The organism is Saccharothrix algeriensis (assembly GCF_016907655.1).
Classification (GTDB): Bacteria; Actinomycetota; Actinomycetes; order Mycobacteriales; family Pseudonocardiaceae; genus Actinosynnema; species Actinosynnema algeriense.
Genome location: NZ_JAFBCL010000001.1, coordinates 399,083 through 419,088 on the forward strand (window position 1 = coordinate 399,083; position 20,006 = coordinate 419,088).

Annotated in this window: 3 protein-coding genes; all 3 read left to right on the forward strand. The window is 74.6% G+C overall.

Translation table 11 applies throughout. The annotated features are described in order from the left end of the window. Positions 1-2: 2 nt before the first annotated feature. Genes JOE68_RS01525 through JOE68_RS01535 form a run of 3 tightly spaced genes read left to right on the forward strand, consistent with a single transcriptional unit; the run spans position 3 to position 20,000 of the window. Positions 3-18,593 carry a non-ribosomal peptide synthase/polyketide synthase gene (locus tag JOE68_RS01525; protein ID WP_204840552.1) on the forward strand — a complete coding sequence of 6,197 codons (18,591 nt, stop codon included), beginning with the start codon at positions 3-5 and terminating at the stop codon, positions 18,591-18,593. Beyond that, a complete protein-coding gene (locus tag JOE68_RS01530) occupies positions 18,590-19,816 on the forward strand; it encodes an MFS transporter (protein ID WP_204840553.1) in 1,227 nt (408 codons plus the stop codon). Before JOE68_RS01525 ends, JOE68_RS01530 begins: the two co-directional genes overlap by 4 nt. After that, complete coding sequence (locus JOE68_RS01535) at positions 19,806-20,000, forward strand: MbtH family protein (protein ID WP_204840554.1); 195 nt, start codon at positions 19,806-19,808, stop codon at positions 19,998-20,000. The genes JOE68_RS01530 and JOE68_RS01535 overlap by 11 nt, the downstream gene beginning before the upstream one ends. Positions 20,001-20,006: the final 6 nt, after the last annotated feature.

Below are 20,006 nucleotides of genomic sequence, written 5' to 3' on the forward strand. Positions count from 1 at the left end.
CAATGACCACCTCCAAGGAAAGCCGCATCTCCGCGCTGCCCGCCCACCTCCGGGAGCGCCTGCGCGACCGGCTGGCCGGCCGGTCCGCGCCGGCCGCCGCGACCATCCCCGCCGCGCCCCGCACCGGCCCGCTGCCGCTGTCGCCCGGCCAGCAGCGGCTGTGGTTCCTCGACCAGTTCCAGCCCGGTGACACCGACTACAACAGCGCGACCGCGCTGCGGCTGCGCGGCGGGCTCGACGTCGCCCGCCTGACCGGCGCGCTGCGCGCCCTGGTGCGGCGGCACGAGTCGCTGCGCACCACGTTCGGCCAGGTCGACGGGCAGCCGGTGCAGGTCGTCCACGACGACCCGGTGCTCGACGTGCCGCTGGTCGACGTCGACGACCTGGACGGGGCGCTGCGCGCGGAGGTGGACCGGCCGTTCGACCTGGAGCGCGGGCCGCTGCTGCGCGCGCGGCTGCTGCGGGTCGCGCCCGAGGACCACGTGCTGCTGCTGACCTCCCACCACATCGTGGTCGACGGCTGGTCGCTGGGCCTGCTGGTGGAGGAGCTGGGCGCGCTCTACCGGGGCGAGGAGCTGCCGCCGCTGCCGCTGCAGTACGCGGACTTCGCCGTGTGGCAGCGCGAGCAGCCGGTGCGCGTCGACTACTGGCGCGAGCGGCTCGCCGGCGTCGAGCCGCTGGAGCTGCCCACCGACCGGCCCCGGCCCGCCGAGCGGACCACCGCGGGCGCGACGCACGAGTTCACCGTGCCCGCCGACCTGTCGGCGCGGCTCGCCGAGCTGGCCCGCGCCCACGAGACCACGCTGTTCACCGCGCTGCTGGCCGCGTGCCAGGTGCTGCTGGCCCGCTACACCGGCCAGGACGACATCGCGGTGGGCACCGTCACCAGCGGGCGCGGCCGGCCGGAGCTGCAGCGGCTGGTCGGGTTCTTCGTCGGCACGGTGGTGATCCGCTCCGCGGTGGACACCTCGCGCACCTTCGCGGAGCTGCTGGACGAGACCAGGACCGCCGCCCTCGACGCGTTCGCCCACGACGACGTGCCGTTCGACCGCGTGGTGGAAGCCGTCGCCGCGCAGCGCGACCCGAGCCGCACGCCGCTGTTCGACGTGATGGTGGCGATGCAGAACGCCGGGCGCGCGCTGCCCGCCCTGCCGGGTCTGGAGGTGGCCGAGCACCCGCTCACCCGCCGGAAGGCGATCTTCGACCTCAGCGTCGACTTCACCGAGACCGCCGAGGGCGTGCACACCCTGGTCGAGTACAACACCGACCTGTTCGACGCGGCCACCGTCGATCGGATGTGCCGGCACCTGCTCGTCCTGCTGGCCCGCGTGGTGGCGGAGCCGCGGCGCCGGCTGGCCGACGTGCCGCTGCTGCTGGGCGACGAGCCCGACCCGCGCGGCAAGGCCCTGGCGGTGCCGGACGAGACCTTCCCGGCGCTGTTCAGCGCCCAGGCCGCCCGCACCCCCGACGCCACCGCCGTGGTGTGCGACGACGTGCGCCTGACCTTCGCCGAGGTCGAGGAGCGCGCGAACCGGCTGGCGCACCGGCTGGTCGCCGACGGCGTGGGGCCCGAGCAGGTCGTCGCGCTGTCGCTGCCGCGCAGCGCCGACGCCGTGGTGGCGATCCTGGGCATCATGAAGGCGGGCGCGGTGTACCTGCCGGTCGACCCGACGCTGCCCGAGCAGCGCCGAGCCCACCTCATCGGCGATTCCGGCGCGGTCCGGGTGATCGACGGGCCGGTGGACGCCGACGGGATGCCCGGCACGCCGCCCGCGGTGCGGCACAGACCGGACAACGCGGCCTACGTCATCTACACCTCCGGCTCGACCGGCAAGCCCAAGGGCGTCGTGGTCGAGCACCGCCACCTGGTCAACCTGCTGCACAGCCACCGCGACGACTTCGCCCGGGAACACCTGCGGATGGCGCTGACGGCGGTGTTCTCGTTCGACACGTCCTGGGAGGGCTTGGCGCTGCTGGCCCACGGCCACGAGCTGCACGTGCTCACCGACGAGGTGCGGCTGGAGCCGGGCGCGCTGATCCGGTACGTCCAGGACCACCGCATCGACTTCCTCGACCTCACCCCGTCCTACGTGCAGCAGCTGCTGCCCGCGGGGCTGCTCGACGGGCAGCACAAGCCGAAGTTCCTGATGCTGGGCGGCGAGGCCGTCGGCGCGGCGCTGTGGCGGGACCTGGTCGACGCGCCGACCAGCGCGCACAACTTCTACGGCCCGACCGAGGCCACGGTCGACGCCGTCTCCACGCCGCTGTTCGGCGACCGGCCCGTCATCGGGCGCCCGCTGCGCAACGTCACCACCTACGTGCTCGACCGCAACCTCCAGCCGCAGCCGGAAGGCGTGCCGGGCGAGCTGTTCATCGCCGGGGCGCAGGTGGCGCGCGGCTACCTCAACCGGCCCGGCCTCACCGCCCAGCGGTTCCTGCCCGACCCCTTCGGGCCACCCGGGACCCGCATGTACCGCACCGGCGACCGCGTCCGCTGGGTCGGCGACCAACTCGAATACCTCGGCCGCACCGACGACCAGGTCAAGATCCGCGGCTACCGCATCGAACCCGGCGAAGTCGAAGCAGCACTGCTGAGCCATCCCGACGTCACCGAAGCCGCCGTCGTGGCGAGGACCGACAACGGGCACACCCGGCTGGTCGGGTACGTCGTGACCGAGGGGCCGGTGGACCTGCGCGACCACCTCAAGCGGCTGCTGCCGGACTACCAGATCCCGGCGGCGTTCGTCGGGCTGGATCGCATCCCGCTGACGCCCAACGGCAAGCTCGACCGCGCGGCGCTGCCCGCGCCGCAGGCCAGGACGGACGACTTCGTCGCACCGGCCACGCCCGCCGAGGCGGAGCTGGCCCGCATCTGGGCCGAGGTGCTGGGCGCGGAGCGCGTCGGCGCCCACGACAACTTCTTCACCCTGGGCGGCGACTCGATCCTGTCCATCCAGCTCGTCTCGCGCGCCCGGCAGGCCGGGTTCCAGCTGACCTCGCGGGACGTGTTCCGGCACCAGACGGTGGCCGAGCTCGCGGTGGCCGCCGCCGCGGTCGCCGCCGACGCGGAGCCGGCGCGCGCGTTCACCGGCCCCGCGCCGCTGACGCCGATCCAGCGCTGGTTCTTCGCCGAGCACGGCCCGCTGGGGCACTACACGATGACGCTGCTGGTGGAGCTGGAGCCGGCGGTGGACGTGGACTCGCTGCGGGCCGCGGTGCGGGCCGTCGTGGCCCACCACGACGCGCTGCGCCTGCGGTTCCGCCGCGAGGGCGGGCGCTGGGTGCAGGAGGTCGCCGGCGACGGCGGGGACGTCTTCCGCGTCGAGCCCGACGGGGACGTCGAAGCGCACGTCCGCGCGGCGCGACAGGGCCTGGACGTCTCCGAGGGCCCGCTGCTGCGGGCCGTGCTGTTCCCCGGCGCGCGACCGCGGCTCCTGCTGACCGTGCACCACCTGGCGATCGACGGCGTGTCCTGGCGCATCCTGCTGGAGGACCTGGAGGCGGCCTACCGGGGCGCGGAGTTGGAGCCGGTGGGCACGTCGTTCACGCAGTGGGCGCACCTGCTGGCCGAGCACGTCGCCTCCGGCGCGCTGGACGACGCGGTGCCGCACTGGCGCTCCCTGCCCGAGCCCGCGGCGCTGCCGGTGGACCGCGACGGCCCGAACACGGCCGGTTCCGCGCGCGTGGTGTCGGTGGGGCTGGACCGCGAGACGACCGACGCGCTGCTGCACCGGGTGCCGCCGGTGTACCGCACGCAGGTCAACGACGTCCTGCTGAGCGCGCTGGGCCGGGTGCTGGCCGAGTGGACCGGGCAGGACGCGGTGAGCGTGGCGCTGGAGGGCCACGGCCGCGAGGAGCTGTTCGACGCCGACCTGTCCCGCACGGTCGGCTGGTTCACCACCCAGTTCCCGGTGCTGCTGGAGACCTCCGACGACTGGGGCCGCACGCTCAAGGCGGTCAAGGAGGGCCTGCGCGCGGTGCCGCACCGGGGGTTGAGCTTCGAGGCGCTGGACGTCGGCGCCCGGCTGCCCGAGGTCTCGTTCAACTACCACGGCCGGTTCGAGGTCGCCGACGGCGGTTTCTACCGCGCCCGGCACGACACCGCGGACGAGGACGTCGCGGCCGACCGGCCCCGCGGCCACCTGATCGAGGTCACCGGCCTGGTCGAGCACGGCGAGCTGCGGCTGGCCTGGCAGTACTCGGACAACGTCCACGACGAGGCGACCGTGCGGCGGCTGGCCGACCGGGTGCTGGACGCGCTGCGCGGGATCGTCGCGCACTGCGCCGAGCCCGGCGCGGGCGGGCGCACCCCGTCGGACTTCCCGCTGGCGAGGCTGACCCAGGAGCAGGTGGACCGGCTGGCCGGTCCCGACGTGGAGGACGTCTACCGGCTCACGCCGCTGCAGGCCGGCATGGTGTTCCACAGCCTGGTCGAACCCGGCGCGTACGTGGACCGGATGCGGCTGGTGCTCGACGGCGTCACCGACCCGGCGGCGCTGGCCGAGGCGTGGCAGCGGGTCGTGGACCGCACGCCGGTGCTGCGCAGCAGCGTGGTGTGGGAGGGCGTGGACGAGCCGGTGCAGGTGGTGCACCGGCAGGTGGCCGTGCCGGCGGACGGCGAGCTGGACCTCGGTGTCGCGCCGCTGCTGCGCGTGCGGGTCACGCCGCTGTCGGCCGACCGGGTGGAGCTGGTCTGGTCCTCGCACCACGTGGTGCTGGACGGCTGGAGCACCGGCCAGGTGTTCGCCGAGGTGCTGGAGCACTACCGCGCCATCACCACCGGCCGGCCCGCGCGGCTGCCCGCCCGCCGGCCCTTCCGCGACTACCTGCGCTGGCTGGCCGAGCAGGAGGGCGCCGAGCAGCACTGGCGCACCGCGCTGTCCGATGTGGACGGTCCGACGCCGCTGCCCTTCGACCGGCCGCCCACCGAGGCGCACCGCGCGGAGGCCACTGAGTCCGTCCGGATCACCGTCGACCTCGGCGACGCGCCGCAGCGCGCGGGCCTGACGGTCAACACGGTCGTCCAGGGCGCGTGGGCGCTGCTGCTGTCGCGGGTCTCCGGCGAGCCCGACGTGGTGTTCGGCAGCACGGTGTCGGGGCGCCCGGCGGAGCTGCCCGGCGTCGAGACCATGGTCGGGATGCTGATCAACACCGTGCCCACCAGGGTCGCCGTGGACACCACCGCGCGGGTGGGCGCGTGGCTGCGCGAGCTCCAGGCCGCGCAGGGCGAGGCGCGCCGCTACGACCACACCTCGCTGGCCGAGATCCAGTCGTGGCTGGGCACCCGCCTGTTCGACAGCGTGGTCGTGTTCGAGAACTACCCGTTCGAGCAGGGCGGCGACGGGCCGCGCGTGGTCGAGGTCGACGCGGTGGACAACACGACCCTGCCGCTGGCGCTGACGGCGTCGGTCACCGACCGGCTCAACCTGGAGCTGGCCTACGACCCGGACCTGTTCGACACCGCCACCGCCGAGCGCCTGGCGGGCTGGCTGGGCGACCTGGTGGCCGCCCTCGCCCGCGACACCGACCGCCCGGTCGGGGACCTGCCCTGGCTGACCGCCGAGGAGCGGCGGCGCGTGCTGGTGGACTGGAACCGGACCGCGCTGGACGCGCCGGACCTGCTCTACCCGGAGGTGTTCGCCGAGCAGGCGCGGCGGACGCCGGACGCGACGGCCCTGGTCTTCCGCGACGCGCGGCTGACCTTCGCCGAGCTGGACGCGGCGGCGAACCGCCTGGCGCACCACCTGATCGCCGAGGGCGCGGGCCCCGAGCGCGTGGTGGCGCTGCGGATGCCGCGGTCGGCCGACGTCGTGGTGGCCGTGCTCGCGGTGCTCAAGGCCGGCGCGGTGTACCTGCCCGTCGACCCCGGGTTGCCGGCCGACCGCATCGACTTCCTGCTGGCCGACGCGCGCCCGGCCCTGGTGCTGGACCGGCTGCCCGACACCGCCGGGCTGCCCGGCGCCGCGCCCGACGTCGCGGTGCGGCCGGACCAGGCGGCCTACGTCATCTACACCTCCGGCTCCACCGGCCGCCCCAAGGGCGTCGTGGTCGAGCACCGCCAGCTCGCGAACCTGTTGCACGCCAACCGGCACGACCTGATGGCCGAGCCGACGAAGTTCGCCCTCACCGCGACGCTGTCCTTCGACACGTCCTGGGAAGGTCTGCTGTTCCTGGCCGCCGGCAACGAGCTGCACGTCATCGACGAGGAGCTGCGCCTGGACCCGGCCGCGCTGGTCGGGTACGTGCGGGCGCACGGCATCGGCACCGTCGACCTCACGCCGTCCTACGCGCACCGGCTGGTCGACGCCGGGCTGCTGGAGTCCGGCCTGCGGCAGGTGCTGGTCGGCGGCGAGGCGGTGGACGCCGCGCTGTGGCGGCGGATCGCCGCCTCCCCCGTCGACGGCTTCAACTACTACGGCCCCACCGAGACCGCGGTGGACGCCGTGTCGACGCCGATCACCGGCGACCGGCCGCTGATCGGCCGCCCGCTGCACAACCTGGCCGCCTACGTGCTCGACCGCGACCTGCGGCCCGTCCCGCCGGGCGTGGTCGGCGAGCTGCACGTGGCCGGCGCGCAGGTCGCGCGCGGCTACCTCGACCGGCCCGGCCTGACCGCGCAGCGGTTCCTGCCCGACCCGTTCGGCCCGCCCGGGAGCCGCATGTACCGCACGGGCGACCGGGTGCGGTGGCACGACGGGCGGTTGGAGTACCTGGGGCGGGCCGACGACCAGGTCAAGGTCCGGGGCTTCCGGATCGAGCCGGGCGAGGTGGCGGCCGCGCTGCGCGACGTGCCCGGGGTGCGCGACGCCGTCGTGGTCGTCCTGGACGGCCGCCTGGTCGGCTACGTCACCGGCGCGCCGGAGCGGGACCCGCGCGCGGCGCTGGCCTCGGTGCTGCCGGACTACCAGGTGCCGTCGGCGGTGGTGGTGCTCGACGCCTTCCCGCTGACCCCCAGCGGGAAGGTGGACCGGCGGGCGCTGCCGCGGCCCGAGTTCACCGGCGGGTTCACCGAGCCGCGCACCGAGGCCGAGCGGACCGTCGCCGCGATCTGGGCGGACGTGCTGGGCCTGTCGCGGGTCGGGGCGGAGGACGACTTCTTCGCGCTGGGCGGCGACTCGATCCTGTCCATCTCGGTGACCTCGCGGCTGCGGGCCGCGTTCGGCGCGCAGCTCTCGCCGCGCGCGCTGTTCGAGCACCCCACGGTGTCCGGGCTCGCGGGCGCGATCTCCGGGCAGGCGGCGGCGGACGCCATCCCGGTGGTCCCGCGCGGCGGCGTCCACCCGCAGTCCCCCGCGCAGCGGCGGCTGTGGTTCCTCGACCAGTTCGAGCCGGGCAGCACCGAGTACGTCACGCCGACCGCCCTGCGGCTGCGCGGCGAGCTCGACGTGGCGGCGTTGCGGCGGGCCGTGGACGGCCTCGTCGCCCGGCACGAGTCGCTGCGCACGACGTTCGTCGACGGCGGTCAGGTCGTGCACGAGCCGTTCGGGGTGCCGCTCGTGGTGGAGGGGGGCTCCTGGGAGGAGGTGCTGCGGCAGGAGGCCGGGACGCCGTTCGACCTGCGGGAGGGCCCGCTGGTGCGGGCGCGGCTGGTGCGGGTCGCCGACGACGACCACGTGTTCGTGCTGACGCTGCACCACATCGTCACCGACGGCTGGTCCACCGGCGTGCTGGCCCGCGACCTCGGCGCGCTGTACGCGGGCGAGGAGCCCCCGCCCCCGGCGGTGCAGTACGTCGACTACGCGGCCTGGCGGCAGGACCCGCCGGTCGACTACTGGGCCGACCGGCTGGCGGACCTGCCGCCGCTGGAGCTGCCCACCGACCGGCCGCGCCCGGCGGTGCGCACCGGGGCGGGCGCGATGCACTCGTTCACCGTGCCGGCGGAGGTCGCGCGCGGGGTGAAGGAGCTGGCCCGCCGGCACGGCGACACGCTGTTCACGACGCTGGTCGCGGCGTGCCAGGCGCTGCTGGCCCGCTACACCGGCCAGGACGACATCGCGGTCGGCACCGCGGTGTCGGGCCGGGGCCGCGCCGAGCTGGACGACGTGGTCGGCCTGTTCGTCAACACCGTCGTGCTCCGGTCCGCGGTGGACACCACGCGCGGCTTCGCGGAGCTGCTGTCCGACGTGCGGGCCACCGTCCGGGACGGGTTCGCGCACCAGGAGGTGCCGTTCGAGCGGGTCGTGGAGGCCGTGCGGCCGGACCGCGACCCGAGCCGCAACGCCCTGTTCGACGCCATGGTCCTGGTGCAGAACGCCGGGACCGACCTGCCGGAGCTGCCCGGTCTGCGGGTCGCGGAGCTGCCGCTGCCGCTGACCACGGCGACGTGCGACGTGACGTTCGAGTTCGGCGAGTCCGGCGGCGAGCTGCTCGGCGCGATCGAGTACAGCACCGACCTGTTCGACGCCGCCACGGTCGACCGGATGGCGCGGCACCTGGTCGAGCTGCTGGCGGGCGTCGTCGCGGCGCCCGACCGGCCCCTGTCGGCGATCCCGCTGGTGACCGGCGACGAGCCGGACCCGCGCGGCCGGGCGCTGGCCGTGCCGGACACCACGTTCCCGGCGCTGTTCGAGGCCCGCGCCGACCGCGCGCCCGACGCGACCGCGCTGGTGTGCGGTGGGACGCGCCTGACGTTCGCGGAGGTGGACGAACGCGCGAACCGCCTGGCCCACCACCTGATCGCGCTCGGCGCGGCGCCGGAGCGCGTGGTGGCCGTGATGCTGCCGCGCTCCGCCGACGTGGTGGTGGCGATCCTGGCGGTGCACAAGGCGGGTGCGGTGTACCTGCCGATCGACCGGGACCTGCCGCGCGAGCGGGTCGACTTCCTGCTGCGCGACGCCGAACCGGCGCTGGTGCTGGACTCCTGGCCGGACCTCGCCGGGCAGCCGGCCACGCGGCCCGGCGTGCCGGTGCGCGGCGACCACGCGGCGTACGTGATCCACACCTCCGGCTCGACCGGCCGGCCCAAGGGCGTCGTGGTCGAGCACCGCCACCTGGTCAACCTGCTGCACAGCCACCGCGACGACTTCGCGGCCGAACCGCTGCGGGTGGCGCTGTCGGCGGTGTTCTCGTTCGACACGTCCTGGGAGGGCCCGCTGCTCATGGCCGACGGCCACGAGCTGCACGTGCTGCCCGACGACGTCCGGCTGGAGCCGGCGGCGCTGGTGGACTACGTGCGGGAGCACCGGATCGACTTCCTCGACCTCACCCCGTCCTACGTGCGGCAGCTGCTGCCCGCGGGGCTGCTCGACGGGCAGCACAAGCCGAAGGTGCTGATGCTCGGCGGCGAGGCGCTGCCGGAGTCGCTGTGGCGCGAGCTGGCGGCGTCGCCGACGCGGGCCCACAACTTCTACGGCCCCACCGAGACCACGGTCGACGCCGTCTCCACCCCGGTGACGGGCGACCGGCCGCTGATCGGCCGCCCGCTGCGCAACCTCGTCGCGCACGTGCTCGACGCGGACCTGCGGCCGACGCCGACCGGTGTGCCGGGCGAGCTGTTCATCGCCGGGGCGCAGGTGGCTCGCGGCTACCTCAACCGACCCGGCCTCACCGCCCAGCGCTTCCTGCCCGACCCCTTCGGGCCACCCGGAACCCGCATGTACCGCACCGGCGACCGCGTCCGCTGGATCGGCGACCAACTCGAATACCTCGGCCGCACCGACGACCAGGTCAAGATCCGCGGCTACCGCATCGAACCCGGCGAAGTCGAAGCAGCACTGCTGCACCACCCCGACGTCACCGAAGCCGCCGTCGTCGCGCGGGAGCACAACGGGCACCAGCGGCTGGTCGCCTACACCGTCGGCGCGGCCACCGACCTCGCCGCGTGGCTCAAGCAGCGGCTGCCGGACTACCTGGTGCCCTCGGCGTTCGTCGCGCTGGACCGCGTCCCGATGACGCCCAGCGGCAAGGTCGACCGCCGGGCGCTGCCCGCGCCGACGTTCACCGACGCCGGCTACGTGGCGCCCGCGCCCGGCGTCGCGGCGGACCTCGCCGCGATCTGGGCGGAGGTGCTGGGCGTCGAGCGCGTCGGCGCGCGCGACAACTTCTTCGCGCTGGGCGGCGACTCGATCCTGTCCATGCAGGTGGTGTCCCGGGCCAGGCAGGCCGGGATGCGGTTGACGTCGAAGGACATCTTCCTGCGGCAGACCGTCGCCGACCTCGCCCCCGCGGTCACCGCCGACACCGCGACGACGCACCGGGTCGTCACCGGTCCCGCGCCGCTGACCCCGATCCAGCGGTGGTTCTTCGCCGAGCACGGCCCGCTGGCGCGGTTCACCATGTCGGTCTTCACCGACCTGGACGACGTGGACGTGCCCGCCCTGCGCGAGGCGCTGCGCAAGGTCGTGGCGCACCACGACGCGCTGCGCTCCCGGTTCACCGAGGTCGACGGCCGGTGGTGGCAGGAGGTCGCGGACACCGAGGTCGACGTGCTGCACGTGGCGTCCACGCTGGACTACGCCGAGGAGGCCGACCGGGCGCGGGCGGGCCTGGACCTGCGGCACGGCCCGCTGTTCAGGGCGGTGCTGTTCCCGGACGGCAAGCTGTTCCTCACCGCGCACCACCTCGTGGTCGACGCGGTGTCGTGGCGGATCGTCCTGGCCGACCTCCACAGCGCCTACCGGGGCGGCGAGCCGGGCCCCGCGAGCACGTCGTTCGCCGACTGGGCGCACCGGCTGGACGCCCACGTCCGGTCCGGCGCGTTCGACGACGCCCTGCCGCACTGGGCGGCGACACCGGTGGAGGAGCCGGTGCCCACCACGGCGGGCAGCGGGCGCAGCGTGTCGGTGCGGCTGGGCCGGGCCGAGACCGACGCCCTGCTGCACGCGGTGCCCGAGGCGTACCGGACGCAGGTCAACGACGTGCTGCTGACCGCGTTGGCGGCGGCGTTCGAGGGCCGTGCGCTGGTCACGCTGGAGGGCCACGGCCGCGAGGAGCTGTTCGACGTCGACCTGTCCCGCACGGTCGGCTGGTTCACCGCGCAGTTCCCGGTGTCGCTGGAGATCCCCTCCGGCGACTGGGGCCGCGCGCTCAAGGCGGTGAAGGAGCAGCTGCGCTCCGTGCCGCACAAGGGCCTGAGCTACGAGGCCCTGCGGTACGCCGACCGGGGCCTGACCGGTGCGCTGCCCCGCGTGTGCTTCAACTACCTGGGGCAGTTCGAGTCCGGCGCGTTCGGCGAGGGCGAGCACGGCCGGGAGGTGCCCGACGACCTGAACCGCCCGCACCTGCTGGACATCACGGCCGCCGTGGCGGACGGTGAGCTGGCGCTGGACTGGGAGTACTCGACCGAGGCGCACGACGAGGCCGCCGTGCGCGCGCTGGCCGACCGGATGCTCGACGCCCTGCGGCAGATCATCGCGCACTGCGCGTCACCGGGCGCGTGGGGCCGCACGCCCTCCGACTTCCCGCTGGCCCGCCTCACGCAGGCCCAGGTCGACCTGGTCGCGAGCCCGGACGTGGAGGACGTCTACCCGCTCACGCCGTTGCAGGCGGGCATGCTGTTCCACAGCCTGATGGACGACGGCACGGCCTACTTCAACCAGCTGCGCGTCCGGCTGTCCAATGTGGATTCTGCGCGGAGCCTCGCGCGAGCCTGGCAGCGGGTGGTCGACCGCACACCGGTCCTGCGCACGAGCGTGGTGTGGGAGGGCGTGGACGAGCCGGTGCAGGTGGTGCACCGGGACGTCGTGCTGCCGGTGGAGTTCGCGCCGGTCACCGACGAGCTGGTCGAGCGCGACGCCCGGGAGGGCCTGGACCTCACCCGCGCGCCGCTGATGCGGCTGGTCATCGGCGAGGTGTCCGACCACGAGGTCGACCTGCTGTGGACCTCGCACCACCTCCTGCTGGACGGCTGGAGCACCGCGCAGGTCTTCGGCGAGGTGCTGGCCGAGTGCGCGGGCGGCGAACCGGTCGCCCGGCGGCCGTTCCGCGACTACCTGGAGTGGCTGGCCGCGCAGGACCCGGCGGCGGCCGAGCGGCACTGGCGCGGCGTGCTGGCCGGGTTCACCACGCCCACCCCCCTGCCCTACGACCGGCCGCCGACCGACGCGCACCGCGCCGAGTCCTCCGCCCAGGTCGTGCTCGACCTGCCGGCGGCGCGCCTGGACGAGGTGGCGCGCGCCCACGGCCTGACGGTCAACACCCTCGTGCAGGGCGCGTGGGCGCTGCTGCTGGCCAGGGTTTCCGGTGAGCGCGACGTGGTGTTCGGCACCACCGTCTCCGGGCGGCCCGCGGAGCTGCCCGGTGTCGAGGACATGGTCGGCATGTTCATCAACACCGTGCCCACCAGGGTGTCGGTGGACCCGCGCGACGAGGTCGTGCCGTGGCTGCGGCGGTTGCAGGAGGCGCAGACCGAGTCGCGGCGGTTCGACTCCGCGTCCCTGGCGCAGGTCCAGTCCTGGGCCGGCGGGCCGCTGTTCGACAGCCTGCTGGCGTTCGAGAACTACCCGGTGGAGGCGGCCTCCGACGACGCGCCGCGGGTCGGCGAGGTCGACGGGCTGGACACCACGACCTTCCCGCTGACCGTGCGGGCGCACGTGGACGACTCGCTGCACGTCGAGCTGACCTACGACCCGAGGCTGTTCGACGGCGCCACCGTCGAGCGGCTCGGCGAGTGGCTGGGCCGCCTGCTCGGCGCGGTCGGCGACGACCCGCGCCGGAGGCTCGGCGACCTGCCGTGGCTGACCGACCGGGAGCGCCGCCAGGTGCTGGTCGACTGGAACGGCAAGGCTGCCGGGCGGCCCGCCGGCGTCCTCCCCGAGCTGTTCGCCGCCCAGGCCGCCCGCCGCCCGGACGCGGTCGCGGTGACCTTCCAGGGCGCCGGCCTGACCTACCGGGAGCTGGACGAGCGGGCCAACCGGTTGGCGCACCACCTGATCGGCCTGGGCGCAGGACCGGAGCGCTTCGTCGGCCTGGTGCTGCCCAGGTCGCTGGACCTGGTCGTCGCGGTGCTGGGCGTGCTGAAGTCGGGCGCGGCGTACGTGCCGATCGACCCGTCCTACCCGGCCGACCGCGTCGCCGGCATGATCGCCGACGCCGAGCCGGTCGCGGTGCTGGACGAGCTGCCGGAGCTGTCCTCCTGCCCGGCCACCGCGCCGGAGGTGTCGCTGAGCCCGGAGAACCCGGCGTACGTGATTTACACGTCCGGGTCGACGGGCAAGCCCAAGGGCGTGGTCGTCCCGCACGGCAACGTCGTGCGGCTGTTCTCCGCCACCGACCACTGGTTCGGCTTCGACGAGGACGACGTGTGGACCCTGTTCCACAGCTACGCCTTCGACTTCTCCGTCTGGGAACTGTGGGGACCACTGCTGCACGGCGGACGACTCGTCGTGGTCCCACACGACGTCTCGCGCTCGCCCCGCGACTTCGCCCGACTCCTGCGCGACGAGGGCGTCACGGTGCTCAACCAAACACCCTCGGCGTTCTACCAACTGCTGCCCGAACAACCCGACCCCCGCTACGTCATCTTCGGCGGCGAAGCCCTCGACCAGCACAAGATCCAAGGCTGGCAGGGCACCGGACAGCTGATCAACATGTACGGCATCACCGAGACCACCGTCCACGTCACCCACACCCCCGCCGACGGCACCATCGGCGAACCCATCCCCGACCTGCGCGTCTACGTGCTGGACGACGACCTCCAGCCCGTTCCCCCCGGCGTCACCGGCGAGATGCACATCGCCGGACCCGGACTCGCCCGCGGCTACCTCAACCGACCCGGCCTCACCGCCACACGCTTCATCGCCAACCCCTTCGGGGATGCGGGATCCCGGATGTACCGCACCGGCGACCTCGCCCGCTGGGTCGACGGGCGGTTGGACTACCTGGGCCGCGCCGACCACCAGGTCAAGATCCGCGGCTTCCGCATCGAACTCGGCGAAATCGAAGCCGTCCTCACCGCGCACCCCGCCATCACCCAGGTCGCCGTGGTGGTGCGGGACGAGCGGTTGGTGGCCTACGTGGTGGCCGCAGAGGAGGCCGCAGGGGCGCCGGCCGTGCCCGAGCTGCGCGACCACGCGGCCCGGTCGCTGCCGGACTACATGGTCCCGACGGCGTTCGTGGCGCTGGACCGCTTGCCGCTCAACAACAACGGCAAGCTCGACCGCGCGGCGCTGCCGGCCCCCGAGCGGGACGCGTCCGTGGGTGACGGGTTCGTGGCGCCGCGGACCGAGGCCGAGCGGCTGGTCGCCGCGGTCTGGGAGGACGTGCTCGGGCTGGCGGAGGTCGGCGCGGAGGACAACTTCTTCGCGCTGGGCGGCGACTCCATCCTCAGCATCCGGGTGGCGTCGCGGCTGCGGGAGACCTTCGACCTGTCGCCCCGCGCGCTGTTCGACCACCCGACCGTCGCGGGCCTCGCGGCGGTGCTGACCGGTGGCTCGCTCGCGCCCATCCCCCGCGCGGAGGGCGACTTCGCGCTGTCGTTCGCGCAGCAGCGGCTGTGGTTCCTCGACCAGTTCTCGCCCGGCGGCACGGAGTACGTGACGCCGTTCGCGGTGCGGTTGCGCGGCGAGCTGGACGTGGAGCGGTTGCGGCGCGCGCTGTCGGCGCTGGTGGCCCGGCACGAGTCGTTGCGCACCACGTTCCCCGCCGTGGACGGCCTGCCGGTGCAGGTCGTCCACCCGCCGCACGAGGTGGCGCTGCCGGTGCTGGACGAGATGCCCGCCATCGAGCCGTTCGACCTCGGCGCGGGACCGCTGTTCCGGCCCGCGCTGGTGCGCACCGGACCGCAGGAGCACGTGCTGGCGCTGACGATGCACCACATCGTCACCGACGGCTGGTCCGGCGGGGTGCTGGTGGCCGACCTGGCCGAGCTGTACGCCGGCGGCGACCTGCCGGAGCTGCCCGTCCGGTACGTGGACTTCGCCGCCTGGCAGCGGGAGCTGCCGCTGGACGCGCAGCTGGAGCACTGGCGCGAGCGGCTCGCGGGCGTGCCCGCGCTGGAGCTGCCGACCGACCGGCCGCGCCCGCCGGTGCACACCACCGCCGGCGCGCAGCTGGAGTTCCCGGTGCCCGCCGCGGTCGCGAACGCCCTGCGGGACGTCGCGCGCCGCAACGACAGCACGCTGTTCATGGTGCTGGTCGCGGCCTGCCAGGTGCTGTTCCACCGCTGGTCCGGGCAGGAGGACTTCGCCATCGGCACGGTCGCGGCCGGGCGCGAGCGGCCCGAGTTCGACCGCGTGGTCGGGTTCTTCGTCAACACCCTGGCCCTGCGGGCCTCGGTGGACCCGCGGGCGTCGTTCCCCGAGCTCCTGGGGCGGGTGCGGGGCACGGTGCTCGACGCCTTCGCGCACCAGGACGTGCCGTTCGAGCGGGTGGTCGACGCCGTGCAGCCGGACCGGGACACCAGCCGCACGCCGCTGTTCCAGGCGGTGGTGGCGCTGCAGAACGCGCCGCAGGCCACCGGGTTCGCCGACCTGGAGGCTTCCGACGTCGCGCAGCCGGTGGTGTCCACCGGGTTCGACGTGACGGTGGAGTTCACCGAGGAGGACGGCGGCGGGCTGGCCGGGGCGATCGAGTACAACACCGACCTGTTCGACGCGGTGACCGCGCAGCGGCTGGCCGCCCACCTCGGGGTGCTGCTCGACGGCATCGCCGCCGCCCCGGGCAGTCCGCTGTGGACGCTCCCCGTGCTGCCGCCCGAGGAGCTGGCGGCGGTCGAGCGCCACGGTCGCGGGCCCGACGGGCAGCCGTTCACCTCGTTCGCCGGCCTGGTCGAGGCGCAGGTCCGGCGCACGCCCGACGCGCCGGCGCTGACCGGCGAGGCGGAGCTGACCTACGCCGAGCTGAACGCGGCGGCGAACCGCCTGGCCCACCACCTGATCGCGCGCGGCGCGGGGCCGGAGCGGATCGTCGCCGTGCGCCTGCCCCGGTCGGCCGACCTGGTGGTCGCCGAGCTGGCGGTGCTCAAGGCCGGAGCGGCGTTCCTGCCCGTAGACCCCGCCTACCCGGCGGAGCGCATCGGGTTCATGCTCGCCGACGCGCGCCCCCTGCTGGTGCTCGACGGCCCGGTGGACGTCGCGGGGCAGCCGGACACCGACCCGGGCGTCGCGGTCCGGCCGGAGCACCCGGCCTACGTGATCTACACGTCCGGGTCGACCGGTCGGCCCAAGGGCGTGGTGGTGTCCCACGCCGGCATCGCCACGTTCTCGGCCGCCGAGGTCGCGCACCTGGACGTGCGGCCCGGCGACCGGGTGCTCCAGTTCTCCTCCCCCAGCTTCGACGCCTCGGTGCTGGAGCTGTGCATGGCGCTGCCCGCCGGCGCCGCCCTGGTCGTGCCGCCGGAGGGACCGCTGCTGGGCGACCAGCTCGCGGACGTGCTGGCCGGTCGGCGGGTGACGCACGCGCTGATCCCGCCGGTCGCGCTGGCGACGCTGCCGGACGTGGCGCTGCCGGAGTTCCGGTCGCTCGTGGTGGGCGGCGACGCGTGCCCGGCGGACCTGGTGGCCCGCTGGGCGCCGGGCCGCCGGATGGTCAACGCCTACGGCCCCACCGAGTCCACGGTGGTGGCCACGTGGAGCGGGCCGCTGGAACCGGGCGGCGCGCCGCCCATCGGGCGGCCGATCCCGGGCACCCGCGTCCACGTGCTGGACCCGGCGCTGCAACCGGTGCCGATCGGCGTGCCCGGCGAGCTGCACGTGTCGGGCGCCGGGCTGGCCCGCGGCTACCTCGACCGGCCCGGCCTCACGGCGTCCCGGTTCGTGGCGAACCCGTTCGGCGAGCCGGGTTCGCGGATGTACCGCACCGGCGACGTGGTGCGGTGGCGGCGCGACGGCCAACTGGAGTTCGTCGGCCGGGCGGACGAGCAGGTCAAGATCCGGGGCTTCCGGATCGAGCTGGGCGAGGTGGAGACCGCGCTGCTGCGCCACCCGGACGTGCGGGAGGCCGTGGTGGTCGCGCGGGCCGACGGGGCCGGGCACAAGCGGCTCGTGGCCTACGTGGTGGGCTCGGCGGCGGGCGCCGCGGAGGGTCTGCGGGAGTTCCTGGGCGAATCGCTGCCCGACTACCTGGTGCCCTCGGTGTTCGTGCCGGTCGACGCGCTGCCGATCAGCCCCAACGGCAAGGTCGACCGGGCCCGGCTGCCCGAGCCGGACTTCTCGGCGCTGGCGTCGGCCGGGCACGTGCCGCCGTCGGGGCCGGTGGAGGAGGCGCTGGCCGGCGTGTGGGCGGACGTCCTGGGCGTGCCGCGGGTCGGCGCGGAGGACAACTTCTTCGCGCTGGGCGGCGACTCGATCCTGAGCATGCAGGTCGTGGCCCGCGCCCGGCAGGCCGGTCTGCGGTTCACCACCAAGGACCTGTTCCTGCACCAGACCGTCGCGTCGCTGGCGCCCGCGGTGCGGGTGGAGGACAGCGGCGGCCACCGGGACGCCGTGGTCGGCGAGGTGCCGCTGACGCCGATCCAGCACTGGTTCCTGCACTCCGGGCGGCGCAACCCGCACCACTTCAACCAGTCGCACCTGGTGGAGCTGGACCCGGCGGTGGACGTGGCGGCGCTGCGGCGGGCGCTGGGCGCGCTGCTGGCGCAGCACGACGCGCTGCGGCTGCGCTTCACGCTGGTCGACGGGGTGTGGCGGCAGGAGAACGCCCCGGTGTCCGACGTCGACGTGCTCACCGAGGTGTCCGGTGTGGACGACCTGGAGGCGTTCGCCGACGAGGTGCACGCGGGTTTCGACCTCGCCGACGGGCCGTTGCTGCGGGCGGTGCTGTTCCGCGAGGCGGGCCGGTCGCTGCTGCTGCTGGTGGCGCACCACCTGGTCGTGGACGGCGTGTCGTGGCGCATCCTGCTGGACGACCTGGAGACCGCCTACCGGGGCGGCGACCTGGGCGCCAAGACGACGTCGTTCCAGGAGTGGGCGCGCCGGCTGGAGGAGCACGTCACCGGGGGCGGTTTCGACGGTGAGGTGGAGTACTGGAGCAAGCCGCTGCCGGTGCAGCCGGACACCACCGCGGCCGCCGAGGTGGTGACGCTGGAACTGTCCGAACAGGACACCGAGGCGCTGCTGCGCGGTGCGCCCGTCGCCTACCGGACGCGGATCAACGACGTGCTGCTGGCGGCGCTGGCGTGGTCGCTGTCCCGGTGGACGGGGTCGGGGACGGTGTCGGTGGACCTGGAGGGGCACGGCCGGGAGGACCTGTTCGACGGGGTGGACCTGTCGCGCACCGTCGGCTGGTTCACCACGGTGTTCCCGGTGGAGCTGGCGGTGCCCGACGGCGACTGGCGGTCCCGGGTCAAGGCGGTGCGGCGGCAGCTGCGGTCCGTGCCGGGCAACGGGATCGGGTACGGGGCGCTGCGGCAGCACGGCCGGGTGCCGGGCGGCGGCGTGCCGGTGGTGGCGTTCAACTACCTGGGCCAGTTCGACTCGGGCTCCGAGGAGTCCGGTGGCCTCTACCGCGCGGTGCTGCCGTCGATCGGGCAGGAGCACGATCCCGGTGACCGGGCCGAGCACCTGATCGACGTCGTCGGCGAGGCGGGCGGCGGGAAGCTCGGGTTCTCCTGGTACTACCACCCGGACGTGCACCCGGAGGAGGAGGTGCGGCGGGTGGTCGCGGACTTCGCCGCCGCGCTGCGGGCCATCGCCGAGGACTGCCGGGGTGCGCTGTGACCGTCCCGCTGAGGCGCAACCGCGACTACACGCTGCTGTGGGGCGGGCAGGCGCTGGCCGAGGTCGGGTTCGCGGCGTCGCTGTTCGCGTTCCCGCTGCTGGTGCTGGCGATCACCGGCTCGCCGGCGGCGTCCGGCCTGGTGCTCGCGGTCGACGCCGCCGCGCAACTGGTGGCGGGGCTGCCCGCCGGGGCGCTGGTGGACCGGTGGGACCGCAAGAGGATCATGCTGGCGTGCGAGGCGGCGCAGGTGGTCGCGCTGGGGTCGCTGGTGCTCGCGCTGCTCGGCGGCACGGCGTCGCTGGCGCACATGGCGGGGGTGGCGGCGGTGCTGGGCGTGTGCCGGGCGCTGTTCGAACCGGCCGAGGACGCCTGCCTGCCCCGCCTGGTGCCCGACTCGCAGCTGGCGACGGCGGTGGCGATGAACGCCGCGCGCTCGTCGCTGGGCCAGATGGCGGGCACGGCGCTGGGCGGTGTGCTGTTCGCGGTGGCGCGGTGGGTGCCGTTCCTGCTGGATCTGGTGACGCACTGCCTGGCGTTCGTGGCGCTGCTGTTCATGCGGGTGCCGCCCCGGGAGCCGGTCGAGGCCGGCGAGCGGCGCTTCCTGCGCGAGATCGGCGACGGCCTGCGGTGGGTGTGGCAGCGGCGGGAGATCCGCGTGACGGCGCTGTGCGCGGTGGTGCTCAACCTGTTCTTCACCGCGTTCTACCTGGTGGTCATCGTCCTGGCCGACGCGCGCGGGGTGCCCTCCGCGGCGATCGGCGTGATGGCCGCGATGCTGGGCGTCGGCGGCGTGGTGGGCGCGCTGATCGCGCCCTGGCTGCACCGCGCGCTGGGGCCCTTCGTGTCCATCGCGGCCGTGTTCTGGGTGTTGACGGCGCTGACGCCCGTGGCGTACTTCGTGTCCAACGGGTACGTCATGGGTGGGCTGTTCGCGCTGATGACGTTGTTGGCCCCCACCGCCAACACGACGATCTCCACCCACCAGCTGCTGATGACCCCCGATGCGATGCGCGGGCGGCTCAGCGGGGTGGTGTCGGTGGTGCTGGGTGTCGCGGGTGCGCTCGGGCCCGCGCTCGGCGGTCTGCTCACCGAGTTCCTGTCCGCCGACCGCGCCGTCCTGGTGTGCGCGGTCGGCATCGCCCTGGTAACCGCGTTCGTGACGATCAACCCGACGTTGCGGCGCTATCCCGCTCAACAGGAAGGTGTTCCCCATGAGGTCTGACATCGCCTACCAGGTGCTGGTCAACGACGAGGGCCAGTACTCGCTGTGGCCCGCGCACCAGGCCGTGCCGGCGGGCTGGGTCGCCGACGGCAAGACCGGCACCATGGACGAGTGCTCGGCCTACGTCGACTCGGTGTGGACCGACATGCGGCCGAAGTCGCTGCGGGAGGCCATGTCGAGCTGACGTCCC